Below are 17526 nucleotides of genomic sequence, written 5' to 3'. Positions count from 1 at the left end.
CATTTGTGCTCACCCCTTCGTCACTTTCCCGCCTCAACTCCCCGGCTATACCGACCGCCCCGCATGATTTTGCCGCGGTCTGCCGCCGTTTACCTCGAACCTTGTTGCGGCGAGACCCACTCAAAACAGCAATAGGTTTCGCCCGGGAACTCCGATAAACAGCGGGCGTTTCCGGCAAGCTATTAACCGCAGAAAGAAAAGAAGTGCTGCAAAGCGTAGTCGTTGCCATCGTCAGGGCCTGCACCCGGTTTGCCTCCCTCGTCGTCGTTCTCGGGCTCCTGCTGTCGGTGGGGGCTGGCTATTACGCGGCTCGGCACTTCGCCATCAACACCGATATCAATTCGCTGATTTCCCAGAATCTCGACTGGCGCCAGCGCGACCAGCAGTTCGACCGCGCCTTCGACCGCGACGCGACGATTCTCGCGGTCGTCGAGGCCAAGACGCCGGAGATGACGACCGCCGCGGCCGATGCGCTCTACGCGAAGCTCAAAGACGACAAGACCAATTTCGTGTCGATACAGCAGCTCGGCACCGGCGAGTTCTTCGAGCGGAACGGCCTGCTGTTCCTGCCGACCGAAGAGGTTGCCAAGGCGACCAGTCAGTTCGAATCCGCCGCGCCCCTGATCGAGATCATGGCGGGCGATCCCTCGATCCGCGGCCTGACCGGCGCGCTCGAGACCGGGCTTGCCGGCGTCAAGCGGGGGCAGGTGAAGCTCGACGGCACCGAGCGGCCGTTCAACCAGATCGCGCAGACCGTCGAGACCGTGCTCAACAAGGGCAATGCAAGCTTCTCCTGGCGCGAGCTGGTCAGCGACGAGCCGCTGAAGGATTCCGACAAGCGCGCCTTCATCGAGTTCAAGCCGATCCTCGACTACAACGCGCTGGAGCCCGGCAAGGACGCCACCGACGCGATCCGCAAGGCTGCAGCGGATCTGGATTTCCCGACCAAGTTTCAGGCGCGGGTGCGCCTGACCGGCCCGGTGCCGATCGCGAACGAGGAATACGCCACCGTCCAGGAAGGCGCCGTCGTCAACGGCATCGGCACGGTCCTCGTCGTGCTGCTGATCCTGTGGCTGGCGCTGCATTCGGCCAAGATCATCTTCGCGGTCTTCATCAATCTGTTCGTCGGCCTTGCGATCACGACGGCCGCCGGCCTCATGATGGTCGGATCGTTCAATCTGCTGTCGATCGCGTTTGCCGTTCTATTCGTCGGCCTCGGCGTCGATTTCGGCATCCAGTACAGCGTCCGCTATCGCTCGGAGCGCTACAAGCACAACGACCTGACAGGAGCACTGGTGCTGGCGGCGAAGCGCTCGGCGGTGCCGCTGTCGCTCGCTGCGATGGCGACCGCGGCCGGCTTCCTCTGCTTCATGCCGACCGACTACAAGGGCATCGCGGAGCTCGGCCAGATCGCCGGCGTCGGCATGCTGGTGGCGTTCATCTCGTCGATCACCGTGCTGCCGGCCATGCTCAAGCTGCTCAACCCGCCCGGCGAGAAGGAGCCGGTCGGCTACGCCTTCCTGGCGCCGCTCGATCACTTCCTGGAGAAGCACCGCGTGCTGGTCGTGGGCGGCACGCTGCTGCTCGCGCTCGCCGGCCTGCCGCTGCTCTACTTCATGAAGTTCGACTTCAACCCGATGAACCTGCGCAATCCGCACGCCGAGTCGATCGCGACCTTCCTCGACCTGCGCAAGGATCCCAACACCGGCGCCAATGCCATCAACGTGATGACCACCTCGGAAGAGCAGGCGAGGGCGGTCGAGGCGAAGCTGGAGAAGGTGCCCGAGGTGCTCAGGGTGATGTCGCTGGACAGCTTCGTGCCCCAGGATCAGCAGCCGAAGCTGAAGCTGATCGCACAGGGCGCCAAGGTGCTGAATCCCGCGCTCAACCCCGATCAGATCGACGCGGCGCCGACGGACCAGGAGAATGTCGAGGCGCTGAAATCCTCGGTCGAGAATCTGCGCCGGACCGCCGGTGACGCGAAAGGGCCGGGCGCCACCGCCTCGCGCCGGCTGGCGGACGCGCTCGAGAAGCTCGCCAAGGGCGATGAGGCCACGCGCAACAAGGCGCAGGACGTGTTCGTCACGCCGATGAAGATCGTGTTCGACCAGCTCAGGAACGCGATGCAGGCAGGTCCCGTGACCCTGGCTTCACTGCCGCCCGATCTCGTCAGCGCCTGGAAGAGCAAGGATGGCGTCATCCGCGTCGAGGCGCTGCCCAAGGGCGATCCCAACGACAACGACACGCTGCGCAAATTTGCGGCGGCGGTGCTCGCGGCCGAGCCGACCGCGATCGGCGGCCCGGTCTCGATCCTGAAGTCCGGCGACACCGTGGTGAAGGCGTTCATCCACGCCGGCATCTACGCGCTGCTGGTGATCGGCCTGCTGCTCTGGATCACGTTGCGGCGCTTCGTCGACGTGCTGATGACGCTGGTGCCACTGCTGGTGGCCGGCGCGGTGACGCTCGAGATCTGCGTGTTGATCGGCCTGCCGCTCAACTTCGCCAACATCGTCGCGTTCCCGCTGCTGCTCGGCGTCGGCGTCGCCTTCAAGATCTATTATGTCGTGGCCTGGCGCTCGGGCAGAACAAACCTGCTTCAGACCAGCCTCACGCGAGCAATCTTCTTCAGCGCGCTGACGACGGCGACGGCGTTCGGCAGCCTGTGGCTGTCGAGCCATCCCGGCACGTCCAGCATGGGCAAGCTGCTCGCACTCTCGCTGGTGACGACGCTTGCCGCAGTGCTGCTGTTCCAGCCGGCCCTAATGGGCAAACCCCGCAATCTCAGGGAGTAGGCAGATGTCGCCGACGGGATCGGCGGCACCCTTCTGACCGGGCTTGGCCGCGCCGGCGGCTTTCGGGGCTGCTGCGGGCGGAGGCGCGGTTGCGCCCGTCGTTCCCTGAGCCGTCGTCGTTCCCTGGGCTTTCGGCGCCGCGCCTGTGGCCTTCGGCGCGCCCTTGGCCATCGCATTGGCGGTGCTCAAGGGAATCGGCGGGCCGACCCGGGTCCAGGTCTCGCCGCCGCAGAGGAAGCCCATCACGCAGCCCTTGATCTCGAGCTGGTCGGAACCAGCCGGCGTGATGGTCGCGCTGTAGAGCTGGCCATCCTTGGCATTGTAGACCTGCCCCTCCCACTGTTCGACGCCAGGCTTCTTCTTCATGTCGATCAGGGTCGCCATGCCCAGCGTCGCCCTGTTCTTTTTCGAGGCATCGGGATTGTTCTCGTCACGGCCGCCGGGCTGCTTTTCCCAGGAAACGGCGCCCCACATGCTGCCATTGCACTGGGCGACACGGATGTTGGCGACGCCATCGGCGACCCGCCAGTCGCCGGTGGGATCGGCGGCGAGCGCCGGGGTCAGGCAGGTGTAACCGCCAGCCAGTATAATTCCGGTGTAAAGGGCCAAACGCATGAGTGTTCCTTGGCAGTGCAACATGATCTAAAAGCTGTGCTTGCGAAGATGGTCCGAAAAAGGGCAAAAGGCCGCACAGACCGTTTACAGTAACGGTCCGTTTTCCAGTTGACGAGACGGCCCTCAACCGAAGTATGTAGCGGATGCACAGTTCAAATCCAGACATGTCTCAGCTGTTCGCGGACCGTCAGGCCCAGCGCAGTGCTCTGCATAATCGGTATCTGAACGAGCAGTTCGTCCGGGTCCTCAAGACCATCGGCTACGACGTCGGCTTCCAGAAGGGGCAGGGGCAGTACCTCTACGACCGGGACGGGGCGCGCTATCTCGACCTGCTGTCCGGCTTCGGCGTGTTTGCGATCGGGCGCAATCATCCGGTCATGCGCGAGGCGCTCAAGAGCGTGCTCGATGCCGACCTGCCCAACCTCGTCCAGTTCGACGTCTCCGTGCTCGCCGGCGTGCTGGCCGAGCGCCTGCTGAAATACGTCCCCTATCTCGACAAGGCGTTCTTCGCCAATTCCGGCGCCGAATGCGTCGAGGCCGCGATCAAGTTCGCGCGTGGCGCGACCGGGCGTCCCGGCATCGTCTATTGCGCCCACGGCTATCACGGCCTGACCTACGGCGCGCTGTCGCTCACCGGTGATTCGAACTTCCGCACCGGCTTCGAGCCGCTGCTGCCGGGCTGCACCTCGATCCCGTTCAACGACCTGGCCGCGCTCGAGAAGGCACTGGCCTCGCGCGAGGTCGCGGCGTTCATCGTCGAGCCGATCCAGGGCAAGGGCGTCAACATGCCCACCGACGAGTTCCTGCCCGGCGCCGCCGCGCTCTGCAAGAAATACGGCACGCTGTTCGTCGCCGACGAGATCCAGACCGGCATGGGCCGCACCGGCCGCTTCCTCGCGGTCGAGCACTGGAACGTCGAGCCCGACATGGTGCTGCTGTCGAAGTCGCTCTCGGGCGGCCACGTGCCGGTGGGCGCGGTGCTGACGCGCAAGGCCATCTTCGACAAGATTTTTAATCAGATGGACCGCGCCGTGGTGCACGGTTCGACCTTCTCCAAGAACGACCTGGCGATGGCTGCGGGTATCGCCACGCTCGACGTCATGGAGTCCGAGAAGCTGATCGAGTCCGCTGCCAAGCGCGGCGCTGAGCTGCGCCTCGCGCTGACGCGCATGGTGCCCGGCTACGAGCTGCTGAAGGAAGTCCGCGGCAAGGGCCTGATGATCGGTATCGAGTTCGGTCCGCCGAAGTCGCTGAGGCTCCGTGCGTCCTGGAACGTGCTGGAAGCGGCCAACAAGGGCCTGTTCTGCCAGCTCATCACCGTGCCGCTGTTCAAGGATCACAAGATCCTGACGCAGGTCGCCGGCCACGGCAGCCACACCATCAAGCTGCTGCCGCCGCTGACGATCACGGAAGAAGACTGCACCTGGATCGAGAAGGCGTTCGACGACGTCATCGCCGGCAGCCACAAGGTCCCCGGCGCGATCTGGTCGCTCGGCAAGACGCTGGTGGACAACGCGGTGCGGCGGTCGGCGTAAATGACGCCGTAGCCCGGATGAAGCGCAGCAAAATCCGGGATTCTCAAAACAGGCGAGACCGGTCCCGGATTGCGCTGCGCTCCATCCGGGCTACGACACTGCTGACGTTGGCACTTGCGGTATTGGCCGGGAGCCATGCCGCGCAGGCTCAGAGCGATCTCTCCGGTACGTGGAAGAGGGATTGCGCCGAGCGATTTGGTCTTCAGATCGATCGGGCGGCCGAAAACCTCTACACGATCAGGTTCTGTGGTCTCCGGCGATGCTCGGAAGACGAAGAATGGACACCCAAATCCTCAATTCTCGGAGACCCCAAGTACAAGGTGGTCTCTCCGTCGGAGCTCGGCGTCCGCAGGACGGACGATCGAGCCCAGTACTTCTTCTATCGCCGGTGCCCGCTAGCATCCGAATGGCAGCGCCAATCGGAAGTTCGATAACCGGTACATTTGGGGCGGATCGAGCGGAGACATCATGCAGTTCTGCTGCCAAGGATTCGGAAATCTGGTTGCCCGCGCGGGCGAACGTGGAGATTCGGTGGCCATTTTCCGAAAGCCTGGCGGCTTCCGGTTCGAGCTTCAATATCGAGCTATCGCGCAACGCGACCAAGCCTCCTTATCGGATGGCGACGTTCGGCTTCCAATCAAACCCGAAATTACTAATTACTAATGTGACTCTGGCAACGGCCATAGTTTTGAGTTTCTGCCCGTTTTGCGGAACCTCGACGCGCAAGCTGCTCAGGCCTTCGACCTTGCGCGACCTCTCTGATCTGGCCGAGCGGCACAGCCAATATTCCATCGGCGTGGCGTAGAGCGGAATCTACCTTGCCGCATTCGCCTTCGCGGCCGTTTCCAACGTCTCGGCGATCTGGTCGCTCAATACGCTGGTGGACAACGCGGTGCGGCGGTCGGCCTGATCTTCCGCCGACCGCGCCGGTTAGCAACGTCCGGCGTATTCCCAGACGTGAAGCAAATTCAGCGTGAGCAGGCCGGCAAAGCCGGCAATGATGGACAGGAGTGCGAACCAGATCCATTGCTTGCGCTCCTTGAAGGCCAGCAATGCAGCGCAGCCCGCCGCGAACATCGACGGGAGCGTCGCGCAGATAATCAGTGACGGAACCATGTCTGTCCTCCTTGTGGAGCTGCAATCTGCCGGATTGCGCTCGCGAGGACTGTGAGAGGCGTCACCTCTGAACCACGGCGCGGAGCTTGGCCCGCTGCCGGCTATTACCCCTCCACATTCGCCTTCATCGCCGCTTCGAACTTGTCGACGAACTCGGCGAGCTCGTCGGCGCCGATATCGCTGACGGCCCAGAAGTTCAGGCCGCGATTGCTCCAGCGGCGGCAGTTGAAGCCCTGCATGGTCTCGGTCTTCGGCGTGCGATATTCCGTGTTCGATGTCTGCGACACGAACAGATTGACCACGTGCTGCCGGCGCTTGTAGACGACCGCGCCGATGGCGCGCGCGTCGATGTAGTCAAGCCGGCCGCCGACCAGCGTAAAACCCTGCGCGGTGAGATCGATCACCGGTGGGGCGACGTCGAGCTTGCCGTTGAACCACGGCTTGACCGTGTGCTGATCGGTCGAGACCACGTCGGTGAGGTGGCCGGCCTGGAGCGAGCGCAGATGCGCGGAGACGACCTCCGACAGGATGCGCTGCTGGTCGTCCTGGCGCAGCACCAATGCGACGACACCGGACGCCGCGAGCGCCGAGACGGCCGATCCCATCGCAAAGCCGCGCAGCACGGAGCGGCGCGACGGCTGCTGGCGCTGGGCCTGCGGCAGCGAGGCTTCGATACGAGCGCGCAGGCTCGCGGGCGCGGTGTAGCGCAGATTGGTGTCAGCGAGCACGCGCTGCATCTCGCGCTGCGCGGTGAACTCGGCTGCGCAATCCGGGCAGCTTGCGATATGCGCTTCGACATCGCGTGCGTGGCCGGCATCGAGCTCGTTGTCGAGCAGCGCGTGAAGCAGGATCCTTGCTTCGTCGCAGGTCATTTCGCTTGCTCCTCTTCCGCCGTCCAGGCCGCGCGCAGCATGGCGCGGGCGCGGGCAAGGCGGGACATCACGGTGCCGACGGGTGCGCCGACGGCCTCGGCGATTTCACGATAGGACAGGTTGTTGATCTCCCGCAGCACGAACGTCTCCCTGAATGGTTCGGCGAGCGCGTCGATGAGCTTGCGGATCGCGCCGGCATCGCGGCTGCGCAGCACTTCGGTTTCCGGGCTCGCCTCGCTCTCCTGCCATATCGGCGTCTGCTCGGCGGCGCCGGGCGTATCCTCGATCGCGCTGGGCCTGTGCGCACGCCTTGCATATTCGGCGTTGCAGACGTTGCGCAGGATCGCGAACAGCCAGGGCTTCATGGCCGGGCCGCGATAGCTGTCGAAATGCTTCAGCGCGCGCAGATAGCACTCCTGCACCGCGTCCTCCGCGTCGGAGGCGTCGCGCAGCAAATAGCGCGCGAGCGTGTAGACGTCGTCGAGATAGGGCAGCGCCGCCTCGCGGAAGCGCTGTGCCTTCTGCTGATCGTCATTGACGGGCATCGCTCCTCGCTTTGCCTCTGCTTCTTCTTTTGCCGTGATCGAAGCCGCACGTGCCCGGCCGGCGTGGGACCACCGGCCGGGCAGGACGTTGATGCCTTGGTTGGAGACGTTACTCAACCTTGATCATCCCCGTCATGTGCGGGTGCAACGAACAAAAATACTTGTAGTCGCCCGCATTGGTGAAAGTGAACGAGAACTTGTCGTCGGTGTCCAGGGTTTTGGACCTGAACTTGCCGGCCGACACCACCGTATGGGGGATGTCGTCCCGGTTGGTCCAGGTCACGGTGGTGCCGACCTTGATCTTGAGTTCGGGCGGCTGGAAGACGAAATTGTCGATATGGATTTCCATGTCGTCGGCGCGGGCGCTGGTTGCGGGCAACAGGAGGGCCGCGACCACGGCGACACCGAAGTCGCGGCGATTGAGCTTGTTCATTGTCAGCTTCCGTTCAACCTTAGCCCTGGAGCGGCGTGTCGATGATCGCGAGCCGCTGCTCGTTCTGCTTGAAGTTGACGCTGGCAACGCCGAGCATGGAGCGCAGTCTTGCGTCCTCGACCTTCATCGGGCCGGGGGAGGGCGCAGCGCCCGGCGCCGGTTGCGGGAAAGCGGTCGAGCGTGCGGTGTGGAAGGTGACGTTGCCCTCGACCTTCTGCATCACCTGGTGGATGTGCCCGTTCAGCACGGTGACCGAGCCGAAGCCCTTGACGTATTCCAGCGCACGGCCGCCGTCCTCGGTGCCCCATCCCCACTCGGGATAGACGGTCCAGAGCGGAATATGCGCGAACAGGACGACAGGCGTCGATTTCGACTTGCCGCGCAGATCGTCCTCGAGCCAGGCGAGCTGCTCGGCGCCGAGATTGCCGAGCCCGCCGGCCTTGAGGTCGACGACGTTGACGAGACCGATGAAGTGCACGCCGCCGGCGTCGAACGAATACCAGCCCGCGCCCTTGGTGCCGCGGCCGTAGCGCTCGCGATAGAGCTTCACCTCCTCATCGATGAAGTCGTGCTCGCCGGGCACGTAATGCACGTCCAGCTTGGTCTGGGAGATGATGCGCTCGGCATTGTCGAACTCGGCGGCTTTCGACAGATGGGTGATGTCGCCGGTGTGGATCATGAACGAGGGTTTTGCCGGCATCGCGTTGATCTTGTTGACGGCTTCCTCAAGCGTGCCGAGCGCGTTGGGATTGGCCGGCTTGTCGAAGCCGACATGGCTGTCGCTGATCTGCAGGAAGGTCATGCCGGGCGTGGCCGCCGTCGCGGCTTGCGCGGAATCGATGATGCCGAGCGAGCGCGGTACGCCGCCCGTGACGGTCCAGAGCACCCCGGTGCCGGCCCAGGTCATGCATTCCAGCACTTTGCGGCGGCTGACGCCGTCGTCCCCGTGATCGTGTCCGCTCATCGCATCTCTCCACGCCGCCCGGAATTGGGCTTCGGGGAGGTGATTGCGGGAGGGAAGGACTTATTCCCGGATGGGATGACGTTTTCGTGAGGGGCGGCATCCGTGTCCCGGACGCCGTGCAGCGCCTCTTCGCGGTGCGCCGCAGAGCCGGGACCCATGCGCTGGCCAGTCTGGGCCCCGGCTCTGCGCAGCAGCGTTGCACGCTGCAGCGCGTCCGGGGCACGAGACTTATTTTGCGAATTCCCGCACGGCATCCACCACAGCCGCCGGCACTTCCTGCGGAACACAATGCCCGGCCCCCTTGAAGACCAGCGTGCTGACGCGAGGAATCAGCGCGACCGCGCGCGCCGCCATCTCCTTGTAGACCGGCCACGACTTCGCGGCGGTCGTGACGCGCACGGGACAATCGATTTCGGCAAGCGCTGTGAACGGATTGCCGCGGGCATCGCCAACGTAGACCTGCGTCATCGCCTCGTAGATCGGGCGCAGCATCGCCGCCTCGATCTCGGGCGTGCAGCAGAGCCGGACCCGGCCATCGTCGAGCGGCACGAAGCCGTGGCGCACATAGGCCCACAGCGAGGTCTCGGTCCAATCAGCAAATGTCGGCGATGTGCGGTAGCGCTCGAAGACGGCGTCAGGACTGTCGAACTCGGCCCGGCGGCGCAGCGCGCCCTGGACTTGCAACAGGGATTCCTCGCTCAATTCTTCAGAACGTGCCGTGCGCGGATCCATGATGGTCGGCTCCATCACGAACAGGCGCGTGAAACGCCCGGGCAGTAGCCTTGTCGCGAGCAGAAGATCGGTCGCCCCTGCGCTGTGGCCGATGCCATAGACGTCGCGCAGCCCGAGCGCATCGAGCACCCGGCAGATGTCCTCGGCAAAATCCAGGAAATGATAGGTGCCTGGCTTGTGGCTGGCGCCATGACCGCGGCGATCGAGCGCGTAAACGGTGTAGGTCGATGCAAGCTCGCGCGCGACCTCGTCCCAAACGTCGGCGACGAAGCCGGTGCCGTGCACGAGGAGAGCTGGCGGCTTCCCGCGCTCGCCCCATTGCATCATGGCGATCTCTTCGCCGGCGGGGCCGATGGAAAAGCGCTGACTGATCATGGCGACCGGATGCTACTTCGCATCCTCCAAAATCATCGTCGCGCCCTTCTCGGCGATCATCGCAGTCGGCGTGTTGGTGTTGCCCGAGGTGATGGTCGGCATGATCGAGGCATCGACGATGCGCAAACCTTCGAGGCCGTAGAAGCGCAGGCGTTCGTCCACCACCGCCATGGGGTCGCTCACCGCGCCCATCTTGGCGGTGCCGACGGGATGGAAAATGGTGGTGCCGATATCGCCGGCGGCTTTTGCGAGCGAGGCATCGTCGTCGCCGACGGTGGGGCCGGGCAGATATTCGCTGGGGCGATATTTGGCCAGCGCCTTCTGCTGCATCAGGCGGCGTGTGGTGCGGATGGCGTCGGCGCCGACCTGGCGGTCGTCGTCCGTCGAAAGATAGTTCGGCGCGATGATCGGTTTTTCGTCCGGCGTTGCCGAGCGCAGCCGCACGGTGCCGCGCGAGGTCGGCTGCAGATTGCAGGCGCTGACCGTGATGGCCGGGAAGCGGTGCAGGGGATCGCCGAACTTGTCGAGCGACAGCGGCTGCACATGGAACTGGATGTTCGCCCGGGCGCGCGTCGCATCCGAGCGCGTGAAGATGCCGAGCTGCGACGGTGCCATGGTCAGCGGCCCGCGACGACGGAAGGCATAATCGAGGCCCATCAGGCCGCGGCGGAACAGATTGTAATAGGTCTCGTTCAGCGTGCGCACGCCTTCGACCTTGTAGATCGCGCGCTGCTGCAGATGATCCTGCAGATTGCGCCCCACACCGGGCTTGTCCATGACGATGTCGATGCCGAGCGGCGACAGCCAGTCGGCAGGTCCAATGCCGGAGCGGTGCAGCACCTGCACCGAGCCGATCGCGCCGGCCGAGAGGACCACCTCGCGTCTGGCGCGCGCCTCGATGATCTCGCCGTTCTGGATGAAGCGCACGCCGACGGCGCGGCCCTGCTCGATGATGAGACGGTCGACCAGCACATTCTTCTCGAGCCGCAGGTTCGGACGGTTCAGCGCCGGCTTGAGAAAGCCGCGCGCCGACGACCAGCGCCGGCCGCGCTTCTGGTTGACGTGGAAATAGCTGGTGCCTTCGTTGTCGCCGGTGTTGAAATCCGGGATGCGCTTGATGCCCATCTCCTCGGCGGCATCGCCAACGGCGTCGAGAACGTCCCAGGACAACCGCGGTGCCTCGATGCGCCAGCCGCCGCCGGTGCCGTGATGCTCGCTCGCGCCCAGGAAGTGATCTTCCAGCCGCTTGAACAGCGGCAGCACATCGTCATAGCCCCAGCCGGTCATGCCGAGCTGGCGCCAATGATCGTAGTCGGCGGCCTGTCCGCGCATCGAGATCATGGCGTTGATCGCCGAAGAGCCGCCGATCACCTTGCCGCGGGGATAGGCGAGCGAACGGCCGTTCAGGCCCGGCTCGGCCTCGGTCTTGAACATCCAGTCCGAGCGCGGATTGCCGATCGCAAAGAGGTAGCCGACGGGAATGTGGAACCAGATCCAGTTGTCGTCGCCGCCGGCTTCGAGGATGAGGACGCGGTTCCCCGGCACGGCCGAAAGCCGGTTGGCGAGAATGCAGCCCGCCGTGCCGGCGCCGACGACAATGTAGTCAAATTCACCTTCGAGCCGTCTCGGCATTCTGCTTCCACCCAAACAGGCGTCATGCCCGGGCTCGTCCCGGGCATCCACGCGCCTTCTGCCCTAATAGTCAGACGTGGATGGCCAAGACAAGCTGGCCAAGACAAGCTGACCAAGACAAGCTGGGCAAGACAAGCCACAGGCCCGGCCATGACGGGAGAACAGGGTTACCCTCGCTCCCAGGCGGTTGGGTGGACTGGCGCTTGCATGGTAGACAGTCCTGTATTCGCAACAACGCTGAGACCCTACATGCCCATCGTGAACCGTGTCGCCGACCTCCAACCCGATATTCAGGCCTGGCGCCGGGACATCCACCAGCATCCCGAGCTGCTGTATGACGTCCACCGCACCGCAGCATTCGTGGCGGACCGGCTGCGGGAGTTCGGCTGCGATGAAGTCGTGACCGGTATGGGCCAGACCGGTGTGGTCGGCGTGATCAAGGGCAGCAAGCCGGCCGGCGAGGGGCTCAAGGTTATCGGCCTGCGCGCCGACATGGACGCGTTGCCGGTGGAGGAGCAGACCAACCTGCCTTACGCCTCCAAGAACCCTGGCAAGATGCACGCCTGCGGCCATGACGGCCACACCGCGATGCTGCTCGGCGCCGCCCGCTACCTCGCCGAGACCCGCAATTTCGCCGGCGATGCGATCGTGATCTTCCAGCCGGCCGAGGAGGGCGGCGCCGGTGGCGCGGCCATGGTCAAGGACGGCCTGATGGAGCGCTTCGGCATCGAGCAGGTCTACGGCATGCACAACGGCCCGGGCATCCCGATCGGCTCGTTCGCGATCCGGCAGGGGCCGATCATGGCGGCGACCGACGAGGTCGACATCATGATCGAGGGTGTCGGCGGCCATGCCGCCCGTCCGCACAAATGCATCGATTCCGTGCTGGTCGGCGCCCAGGTGATCACGGCGCTGCAGTCGATCGTCGCGCGCAGCGTCGATCCCCTGGAATCGGCGGTGATCTCGATCTGCGAATTCCACGCCGGCAACGCCCGCAATGTCATTCCGCAGACCGCGACGCTGAAGGGCACCATCCGGACGCTGTCGCCGGAGGTACGCAAGCTGGTCGAGAAGCGCGTGCGCGAGGTGGTGGCGGGCGTGGCGCAGATCACCGGCGCCAAGATCGACCTGCGTTACCAGCGCAACTATCCCGTCGTGAACAACCACGCCGCGGAGACCGAGATCGCGCGGCGCATTGCCAAGCGGGTTGCGGGCGATGCCAATGTGCACGAGATGCCGCCGCTGATGGGCGGCGAGGATTTCGCCTACATGCTGGAAGCGCGCCCCGGCGCCTTCATCTTCTGCGGCAACGGCGACAGCGCCGGCCTGCATCACCCCGCCTACAATTTCAACGACGAGGCGATCGTCTACGGCACGTCCTACTGGGTCAAGCTGGTCGAGGAATCGCTCGCGGCGTCGTAAGGCCAGCCGCGAAGCACAAATGAAAAGGGCCCGTGCATCGCACGGGCCCTTTGTCTTTTGGTCAGCGTGACCGCTCAGAAGATGCGCGAGAAGATCACGTACAGCGTGGCCGACAGCATGATGGCGCAGGGCAGCGTCAGCACCCAGGCCATCAGCAGGTTGCGGATGGTCGACCATTGCAGGCCGGAGCCGTTGGCCGCCATGGTGCCGGCGACGCCTGATGACAGCACGTGCGTGGTCGAGACCGGCAGACCGAACACGTCGGCGGCGCCGATCGTGGCGGCGGCGACCAGCTCGGCCGAGGCGCCCTGCGCGTAGGTGAGATGGCTCTTGCCGATCTTCTCGCCGACGGTGATGACGATGCGCTTCCAGCCGACCATGGTGCCAAGGCCGAGCGCGATGGCCACCGCGATCTTCACCCAGGTCGGGATGAACTTCGTGGCGGAGTCGAGCGCGCCCTTGTAGGTGTTGAGCACCGCGACCTCGTCCTTGCTGAGGTCGTTCTCCTTGTCCTTCATCAGGAAGCGGATCGCTTCCGAGGTCAGGTACATGTCGTTGCGGGTGTTACCGACGACTTCGGCGGGCACCTTGTTCAGCGAACCGTACTTGGCAACCTGGTCGCCGACGTCCTTCACCAGCACGGCGAGCGAGGGATAGGTGCCCTCGTTGATGTGGCGCAGCGTGATGTACTGCGTCACCGCAGGACGGGGATCGCCGATGATGCTGTGGCCGGCGCCTTTCGCCGAGATCACCTTGGAGGCGGCTTCCGAGGTCTTCTGGAACTGGGCGACCTGGGATTCCGGCAGCGCGCGGTTGAGCGCGTAGGCGGTCGGCACGGTGCCGATCAGGATCAGCATGATCAGGCCCATGCCCTTCTGGCCGTCATTCGAGCCGTGCGCGAAGCTGACGCCGGTGCAGGTGGCGATCAGCAGGCCGCGGATCCAGAGCGGCGGGGCCTTGTTGCCTTCGGGCGCGGCGTAGAGCGCCGGGTTGCGCACGATGAACTTGAGCAGCAGCAGCAGCACGGCCGCGCAGATGAAGCCGAACAGCGGCGACAGCAGCAGCGCGTAGCCGATCTCGGTCGCCTTGCTCCAGTCAACGCCCGAGGTGCCGTCGCGGCCGCGCATGACGGCGTTGGCGATGCCGACGCCGATGATCGAGCCGATCAGCGTGTGCGAGGAGGAGGCGGGCAGGCCGAAGAACCAGGTGCCGAGATTCCACAGGATCGCCGCGATCAGCAGTGCGAACACCATGGCGAAGCCGGCGCTGGAGCCGACCTGGAGGATCAGCTCCACCGGCAGCAGCGAGACGATGCCGAAGGCGACCGCGCCCGAGGAGAGCAGCACGCCGAGGAAGTTGAAGAAGCCCGACCACATCACGGCGACTTCAGCCGGCAGCGAATGGGTGTAGATCACGGTCGCCACCGCATTGGCGGTGTCGTGGAAGCCGTTCACGAATTCGAAGCCCAGCGCGATCAGCAGCGCGACGAACAGGAGGATGTACGGCAGGAAGGTCGTGACCCGCGCGCCGGTGGCGTTGACGTCGATATAGATGCTGTAGGCGACGAACAGCAGGCCCGCGGCGAGGACGCCGAAGAACAGGATCATCGTCAGCGGATTGAAGCCCTTGTCGAGATTTGGCCGCGAGGCCGGCTGGATCGGCGCGGGATCGGCTACCGCGCGGTCGAATGCTACATCGGTCATGTCAGGACGCCCCTTAACTTACTGGTAAGGGTATTGTCCGCGATGGATTTGAAGGCCGGATGACAAGCGGCGGTTGAAAGGCGTTTTCCCGCCAGTATTTAGGCGGCGCGCGAAACTTTCTTCTGCAGACCCGCAGCGATCCTCAGATCTTCGACAAAGCGCTGATATTCCAGCGCCTTGGCCTCCGGGTCGGGCAGCCGCAGCAGGTAGGACGGATGCACGGTCACCAGCGCCTTGCGGCCGTCAGGCAGGTCGATGAGCCGGCCGCGGGTCTTGCCGACGGGTGTGATCTTGCCGAACACGCTTTGCGCGGCGGTGGCGCCCATCGCCACGATGAGATCGGGCTGGATTGCCGAGACTTCCCGCTCGAACCATTGCCGGCAGGCCCGGATCTCCGGCGTGTTCGGCTTCTGGTGCAGGCGGATCTTTCCGCGCGGCACGAATTTGAAGTGCTTCACCGCGTTGGTGACATAGACCTTCTTGCGGTCGACGCCGGCCTCCTCCAGCGCGCGGTCGAGCATCTGGCCCGCCGGGCCGACGAAGGGATGGCCGGCGAGATCTTCCTTGTCGCCGGGCTGTTCGCCGACCAGCATGATATTGGCATTCTTCGGCCCCTCGCCGAACACGGTCTGCGTCGCGTCCTTGTAGAGCGGGCAGGCGCGGCAATGCGCGGCCTCCTCGCAGAGCGCTTCGAGATCGTCGGCAGCAGACTTGCGTGTCATCGGAGCCTCCGGCCGCTTCTGAGGCTTGTGCGGATCGGTTGCGGCATTGGCGATCATGGCGCCGGTCATGCGCTCGGCGTCCTCGATCAGGGGCTTAATGATCGAGGCCTCGGGCAGGTTCCTCCAATATTTCTTCGGCATTTCCGTCTGCATCGCCTTCACCTTCAGCCGCGCCGGATTGAAGATGCTGGCGTAGTAGCGCCGCCAGGTTTCCTCCAGCCGGTCTTCGCCAGGCGCCTCGCTCTTGCTCACGCCCGGCGTGAACGAGAGCGCGTGGCCGTCCCAATGCGCGCAGAGGTCGGGGGTGAGGATCGACCAGGGCATGTCGGCAAAGCGCTTGGCGAAGAAGGGCGCTGCGAGCTCGACGATGTGATGCTCCGGCTCGAACCAGGCGACGTAATGCGCGGCGCGTTCGCGGCCGATCTCTCGGAAGCGTACGAAGGCATGCATCTTGTGCTCGTCGCGATGAACCGCTCTTGCCATCGCAATGACCTGCGCGACGTCGGCATCGGTCGCGACCTCGATGAGATCGTGATTGTCCTTCAAGCGCCAGAGCAGGCGATAGAGGATCGCAAAGCGCTCAGCATCGCGATGCAGGATCGCGGCCTTCGCGAGATCGACGAATTTTGCTGATACGTTGAAGGTGCCGTCATTCACTTCGAGGATCGGCGACGGCGCGGGCGGCGCGAACAGATCGGCCTCGCCGCCCTGCACGGCCCATGTGACCTCACGCGGGTCCACGTGATGAAGCACGAGGCTGCGCGCAGCTTTGCGCCAGCCGTCGAAATCGGTTTCGGTGTCGAGGGTGATGTACTGCATCAGAAGCCAAATCCCAGTTGCGTTGCTTTCGGCTTGAACCGCTCGATAAGCCCGGCCGCATCGAGACGATGCGGTGAGGGGCGGTGATCGCTGAGGATGATGAAGGGCAGCGCCTTGTGCTTGGGCACGTGCAGCCGCGCGAGATCGGAGAGGCGGATCGTGGTGGTGCGCCGCGTCGCGATGATGCGCTCGACGGCCTTGGTGCCGAACCCCGGCACGCGCAGCAGCTCCTCGCGGCTGGCGCGGTTGACGTCGAGCGGGAAGCGGTCGCGGTGGCGCAGCGCCCAGGCGAGCTTCGGATCGATATCGAGCGGCAGCATCGCGCTGTCGTCGACGATCTCCGCAACGTCGAAACCGTAGAACCGCATCAGCCAGTCGGCCTGGTAGAGCCGGTGCTCGCGCAGCAGCGGCGGCTGCACCAGAGGCAGCGCGCGGCTCGCGTCGGGGATCGGGCTGAAGGCGGAGTAATAGACGCGTCGCAGCCGGTATGAACCGTAGAGATTGGCGCTGGTATGGAGGATGGTGTGATCGTTCGCGCTATCTGCGCCGACGATCATCTGTGTGCTTTGTCCGGCCGGCGCAAAGCGTTGCGGCCTGGCTTTCGTTTTCGCGGTGCGATCTTCCTCGGCCTCGTCGAGCTTCAGCCGCAGCCGGCCCATGGTGCGGCGGATCGCGCGCACGTCCTTTTCCGGCGCGAATTGCTGCAGGCTGGTCTCCTCAGGCATCTCGATATTGATGGAGAGGCGGTCGGCATATTTGCCGGCTTCCGCGATCAGCGCGTCGTCAGCCTCGGGAATGGTCTTGAGATGGATGTAGCCGCGGAAGTGATGCTCCTCGCGCAGTTTGCGCGCGACGCTGACGACCTGCTCCATCGTGTAGTCGGGGCTGCGGATGATGCCGGAGGAGAGGAACAGCCCCTCGATGTAATTGCGGCGGTAGAAGTCGAGCGTGAGCTTGACCACCTCCTCGACGGTGAAGCGGGCGCGCGGCACGTTGGAGGAGGCGCGGTTGACGCAATAGAGGCAATCGTAATTGCAGGCATTGGTCAGCAGCACCTTGAGCAGCGAAATGCAGCGCCCGTCCGGCGCATAGGAATGGCAAATGCCCATGCCGGGCGCGGTCGAGCCCATGCCCTTGCCGTCGCTGGAATCCCGCTTCTCGGTGCCGCTGGAGGCGCAGGACGCATCGTATTTGGCAGCGTCCGCCAGGATCTCCAGCTTGCGTTGTACGTCCATACCTGAATCCCTTT

Annotated in this window: 15 protein-coding genes; 4 read left to right on the top strand and 11 right to left on the bottom strand. The window is 64.7% G+C overall.

Annotated elements, in window-relative coordinates:
* The first annotated feature begins 203 nt into the window (after window positions 1-203).
* Window positions 204-2792: a hopanoid transporter HpnN gene (hpnN, locus tag JQ617_RS27295; RefSeq protein WP_063691018.1), complete on the top strand. Its 2589-nt coding sequence runs from the start codon at window positions 204-206 to the stop codon at window positions 2790-2792.
* Here hpnN and JQ617_RS27290 read toward each other — a convergent pair.
* Window positions 2760-3407: a DUF2147 domain-containing protein gene (locus JQ617_RS27290; protein ID WP_212029002.1), complete on the bottom strand. Its 648-nt coding sequence runs from the start codon at window positions 3405-3407 to the stop codon at window positions 2760-2762. The genes hpnN and JQ617_RS27290 overlap by 33 nt on opposite strands.
* Window positions 3408-3550: 143 nt before the next feature.
* Between JQ617_RS27290 and hpnO the strand changes: the two genes are divergently transcribed.
* Window positions 3551-4942: an aminobacteriohopanetriol synthase HpnO gene (gene hpnO, locus JQ617_RS27285; RefSeq protein WP_212029001.1), complete on the top strand. Its 1392-nt coding sequence runs from the start codon at window positions 3551-3553 to the stop codon at window positions 4940-4942.
* A 502-nt stretch (window positions 4943-5444) separates the two neighbouring features.
* Window positions 5445-5747 (top strand): hypothetical protein, encoded by a 303-nt coding sequence (locus tag JQ617_RS27280; RefSeq protein WP_212029000.1) that lies wholly within the window; start codon window positions 5445-5447, stop codon window positions 5745-5747.
* Window positions 5748-5872: 125 nt separating this feature from the next.
* Here JQ617_RS27280 and JQ617_RS27275 read toward each other — a convergent pair whose 3' ends face one another.
* The 7 genes from JQ617_RS27275 to JQ617_RS27245 all read right to left on the bottom strand — a co-directional run bounded on the left by JQ617_RS27275 (window position 5873) and on the right by JQ617_RS27245 (window position 11611).
* Complete coding sequence (locus tag JQ617_RS27275; protein ID WP_212028999.1) at window positions 5873-6058, bottom strand: hypothetical protein; 186 nt, start codon at window positions 6056-6058, stop codon at window positions 5873-5875.
* 104 nt (window positions 6059-6162) lie between these two features.
* Window positions 6163-6930, bottom strand: a complete 768-nt coding sequence (locus JQ617_RS27270) for an anti-sigma factor family protein (RefSeq protein WP_212028998.1) — start codon at window positions 6928-6930, stop codon at window positions 6163-6165.
* On the bottom strand, window positions 6927-7475 hold the full coding sequence (locus tag JQ617_RS27265) for a sigma-70 family RNA polymerase sigma factor (RefSeq protein WP_212028997.1): 549 nt from the start codon (window positions 7473-7475) through the stop codon (window positions 6927-6929). The genes JQ617_RS27270 and JQ617_RS27265 overlap by 4 nt, the downstream gene beginning before the upstream one ends.
* A gap of 109 nt (window positions 7476-7584) precedes the next feature.
* Entirely contained in the window at window positions 7585-7908 is a 324-nt protein-coding gene (locus JQ617_RS27260) for a cupredoxin domain-containing protein (RefSeq protein ID WP_063691006.1), read from the bottom strand.
* 19 nt (window positions 7909-7927) lie between these two features.
* Window positions 7928-8872, bottom strand: coding sequence for a metallophosphoesterase family protein (locus JQ617_RS27255; protein WP_063691004.1), 945 nt, complete (start codon window positions 8870-8872; stop codon window positions 7928-7930).
* A gap of 228 nt (window positions 8873-9100) precedes the next feature.
* Window positions 9101-9979, bottom strand: coding sequence for an alpha/beta fold hydrolase (locus JQ617_RS27250; protein ID WP_212028996.1), 879 nt, complete (start codon window positions 9977-9979; stop codon window positions 9101-9103).
* A 12-nt stretch (window positions 9980-9991) separates the two neighbouring features.
* A complete protein-coding gene (locus JQ617_RS27245; RefSeq protein ID WP_212028995.1) occupies window positions 9992-11611 on the bottom strand; it encodes a GMC family oxidoreductase in 1620 nt (539 codons plus the stop codon).
* Window positions 11612-11860: 249 nt separating this feature from the next.
* Here JQ617_RS27245 and JQ617_RS27240 point away from each other — a divergent pair, with 249 nt between their 5' ends.
* On the top strand, window positions 11861-13033 hold the full coding sequence (locus tag JQ617_RS27240; protein WP_212028994.1) for a M20 aminoacylase family protein: 1173 nt from the start codon (window positions 11861-11863) through the stop codon (window positions 13031-13033).
* A gap of 74 nt (window positions 13034-13107) precedes the next feature.
* Here JQ617_RS27240 and JQ617_RS27235 read toward each other — a convergent pair whose 3' ends face one another.
* The 3 genes from JQ617_RS27235 to JQ617_RS27225 all read right to left on the bottom strand — a co-directional run bounded on the left by JQ617_RS27235 (window position 13108) and on the right by JQ617_RS27225 (window position 17512).
* The gene (locus JQ617_RS27235; RefSeq protein ID WP_212028993.1) at window positions 13108-14736 is read right to left on the bottom strand and encodes an inorganic phosphate transporter; all 1629 of its coding nucleotides are present in this window, start codon (window positions 14734-14736) and stop codon (window positions 13108-13110) included.
* 98 nt (window positions 14737-14834) lie between these two features.
* Window positions 14835-16277, bottom strand: a complete 1443-nt coding sequence (locus JQ617_RS27230; protein WP_212028992.1) for a UdgX family uracil-DNA binding protein — start codon at window positions 16275-16277, stop codon at window positions 14835-14837.
* Entirely contained in the window at window positions 16277-17512 is a 1236-nt protein-coding gene (locus JQ617_RS27225) for a putative DNA modification/repair radical SAM protein (RefSeq protein ID WP_212028991.1), read from the bottom strand. Before JQ617_RS27225 ends, JQ617_RS27230 begins: the two co-directional genes overlap by 1 nt.
* Between the last annotated feature and the right edge of the window lie 14 nt (window positions 17513-17526).

Source organism: Bradyrhizobium sp. KB893862 SZCCT0404, from assembly GCF_018130885.1.
Classification (GTDB): Bacteria; Pseudomonadota; Alphaproteobacteria; order Rhizobiales; family Xanthobacteraceae; genus Bradyrhizobium; species Bradyrhizobium stylosanthis.
Note: the sequence above shows the minus strand (reverse complement) of the source record. Positions and strands in the feature narration are given on the sequence as shown.

Bases quoted from the DNA above. Each gene is read 5' to 3' on its own strand.
- JQ617_RS27290 (WP_212029002.1), bottom strand. From the start codon at position 3,407: ATGCGTTTGGCCCTTTACACCGGAATTATACTGGCTGGCGGTTACACC.
- hpnO (WP_212029001.1), top strand. From the start codon at position 3,551: ATGCACAGTTCAAATCCAGACATGTCTCAGCTGTTCGCGGACCGTCAG.
- JQ617_RS27275 (WP_212028999.1), bottom strand. From the start codon at position 6,058: ATGGTTCCGTCACTGATTATCTGCGCGACGCTCCCGTCGATGTTCGCG.
- JQ617_RS27270 (WP_212028998.1), bottom strand. From the start codon at position 6,930: ATGACCTGCGACGAAGCAAGGATCCTGCTTCACGCGCTGCTCGACAAC.
- JQ617_RS27265 (WP_212028997.1), bottom strand. From the start codon at position 7,475: ATGCCCGTCAATGACGATCAGCAGAAGGCACAGCGCTTCCGCGAGGCG.
- JQ617_RS27260 (WP_063691006.1), bottom strand. From the start codon at position 7,908: ATGAACAAGCTCAATCGCCGCGACTTCGGTGTCGCCGTGGTCGCGGCC.
- JQ617_RS27255 (WP_063691004.1), bottom strand. From the start codon at position 8,872: ATGAGCGGACACGATCACGGGGACGACGGCGTCAGCCGCCGCAAAGTG.
- JQ617_RS27250 (WP_212028996.1), bottom strand. From the start codon at position 9,979: ATGATCAGTCAGCGCTTTTCCATCGGCCCCGCCGGCGAAGAGATCGCC.
- JQ617_RS27245 (WP_212028995.1), bottom strand. From the start codon at position 11,611: ATGCCGAGACGGCTCGAAGGTGAATTTGACTACATTGTCGTCGGCGCC.
- JQ617_RS27240 (WP_212028994.1), top strand. From the start codon at position 11,861: ATGCCCATCGTGAACCGTGTCGCCGACCTCCAACCCGATATTCAGGCC.
- JQ617_RS27235 (WP_212028993.1), bottom strand. From the start codon at position 14,736: ATGACCGATGTAGCATTCGACCGCGCGGTAGCCGATCCCGCGCCGATC.
- JQ617_RS27230 (WP_212028992.1), bottom strand. From the start codon at position 16,277: ATGCAGTACATCACCCTCGACACCGAAACCGATTTCGACGGCTGGCGC.
- JQ617_RS27225 (WP_212028991.1), bottom strand. From the start codon at position 17,512: ATGGACGTACAACGCAAGCTGGAGATCCTGGCGGACGCTGCCAAATAC.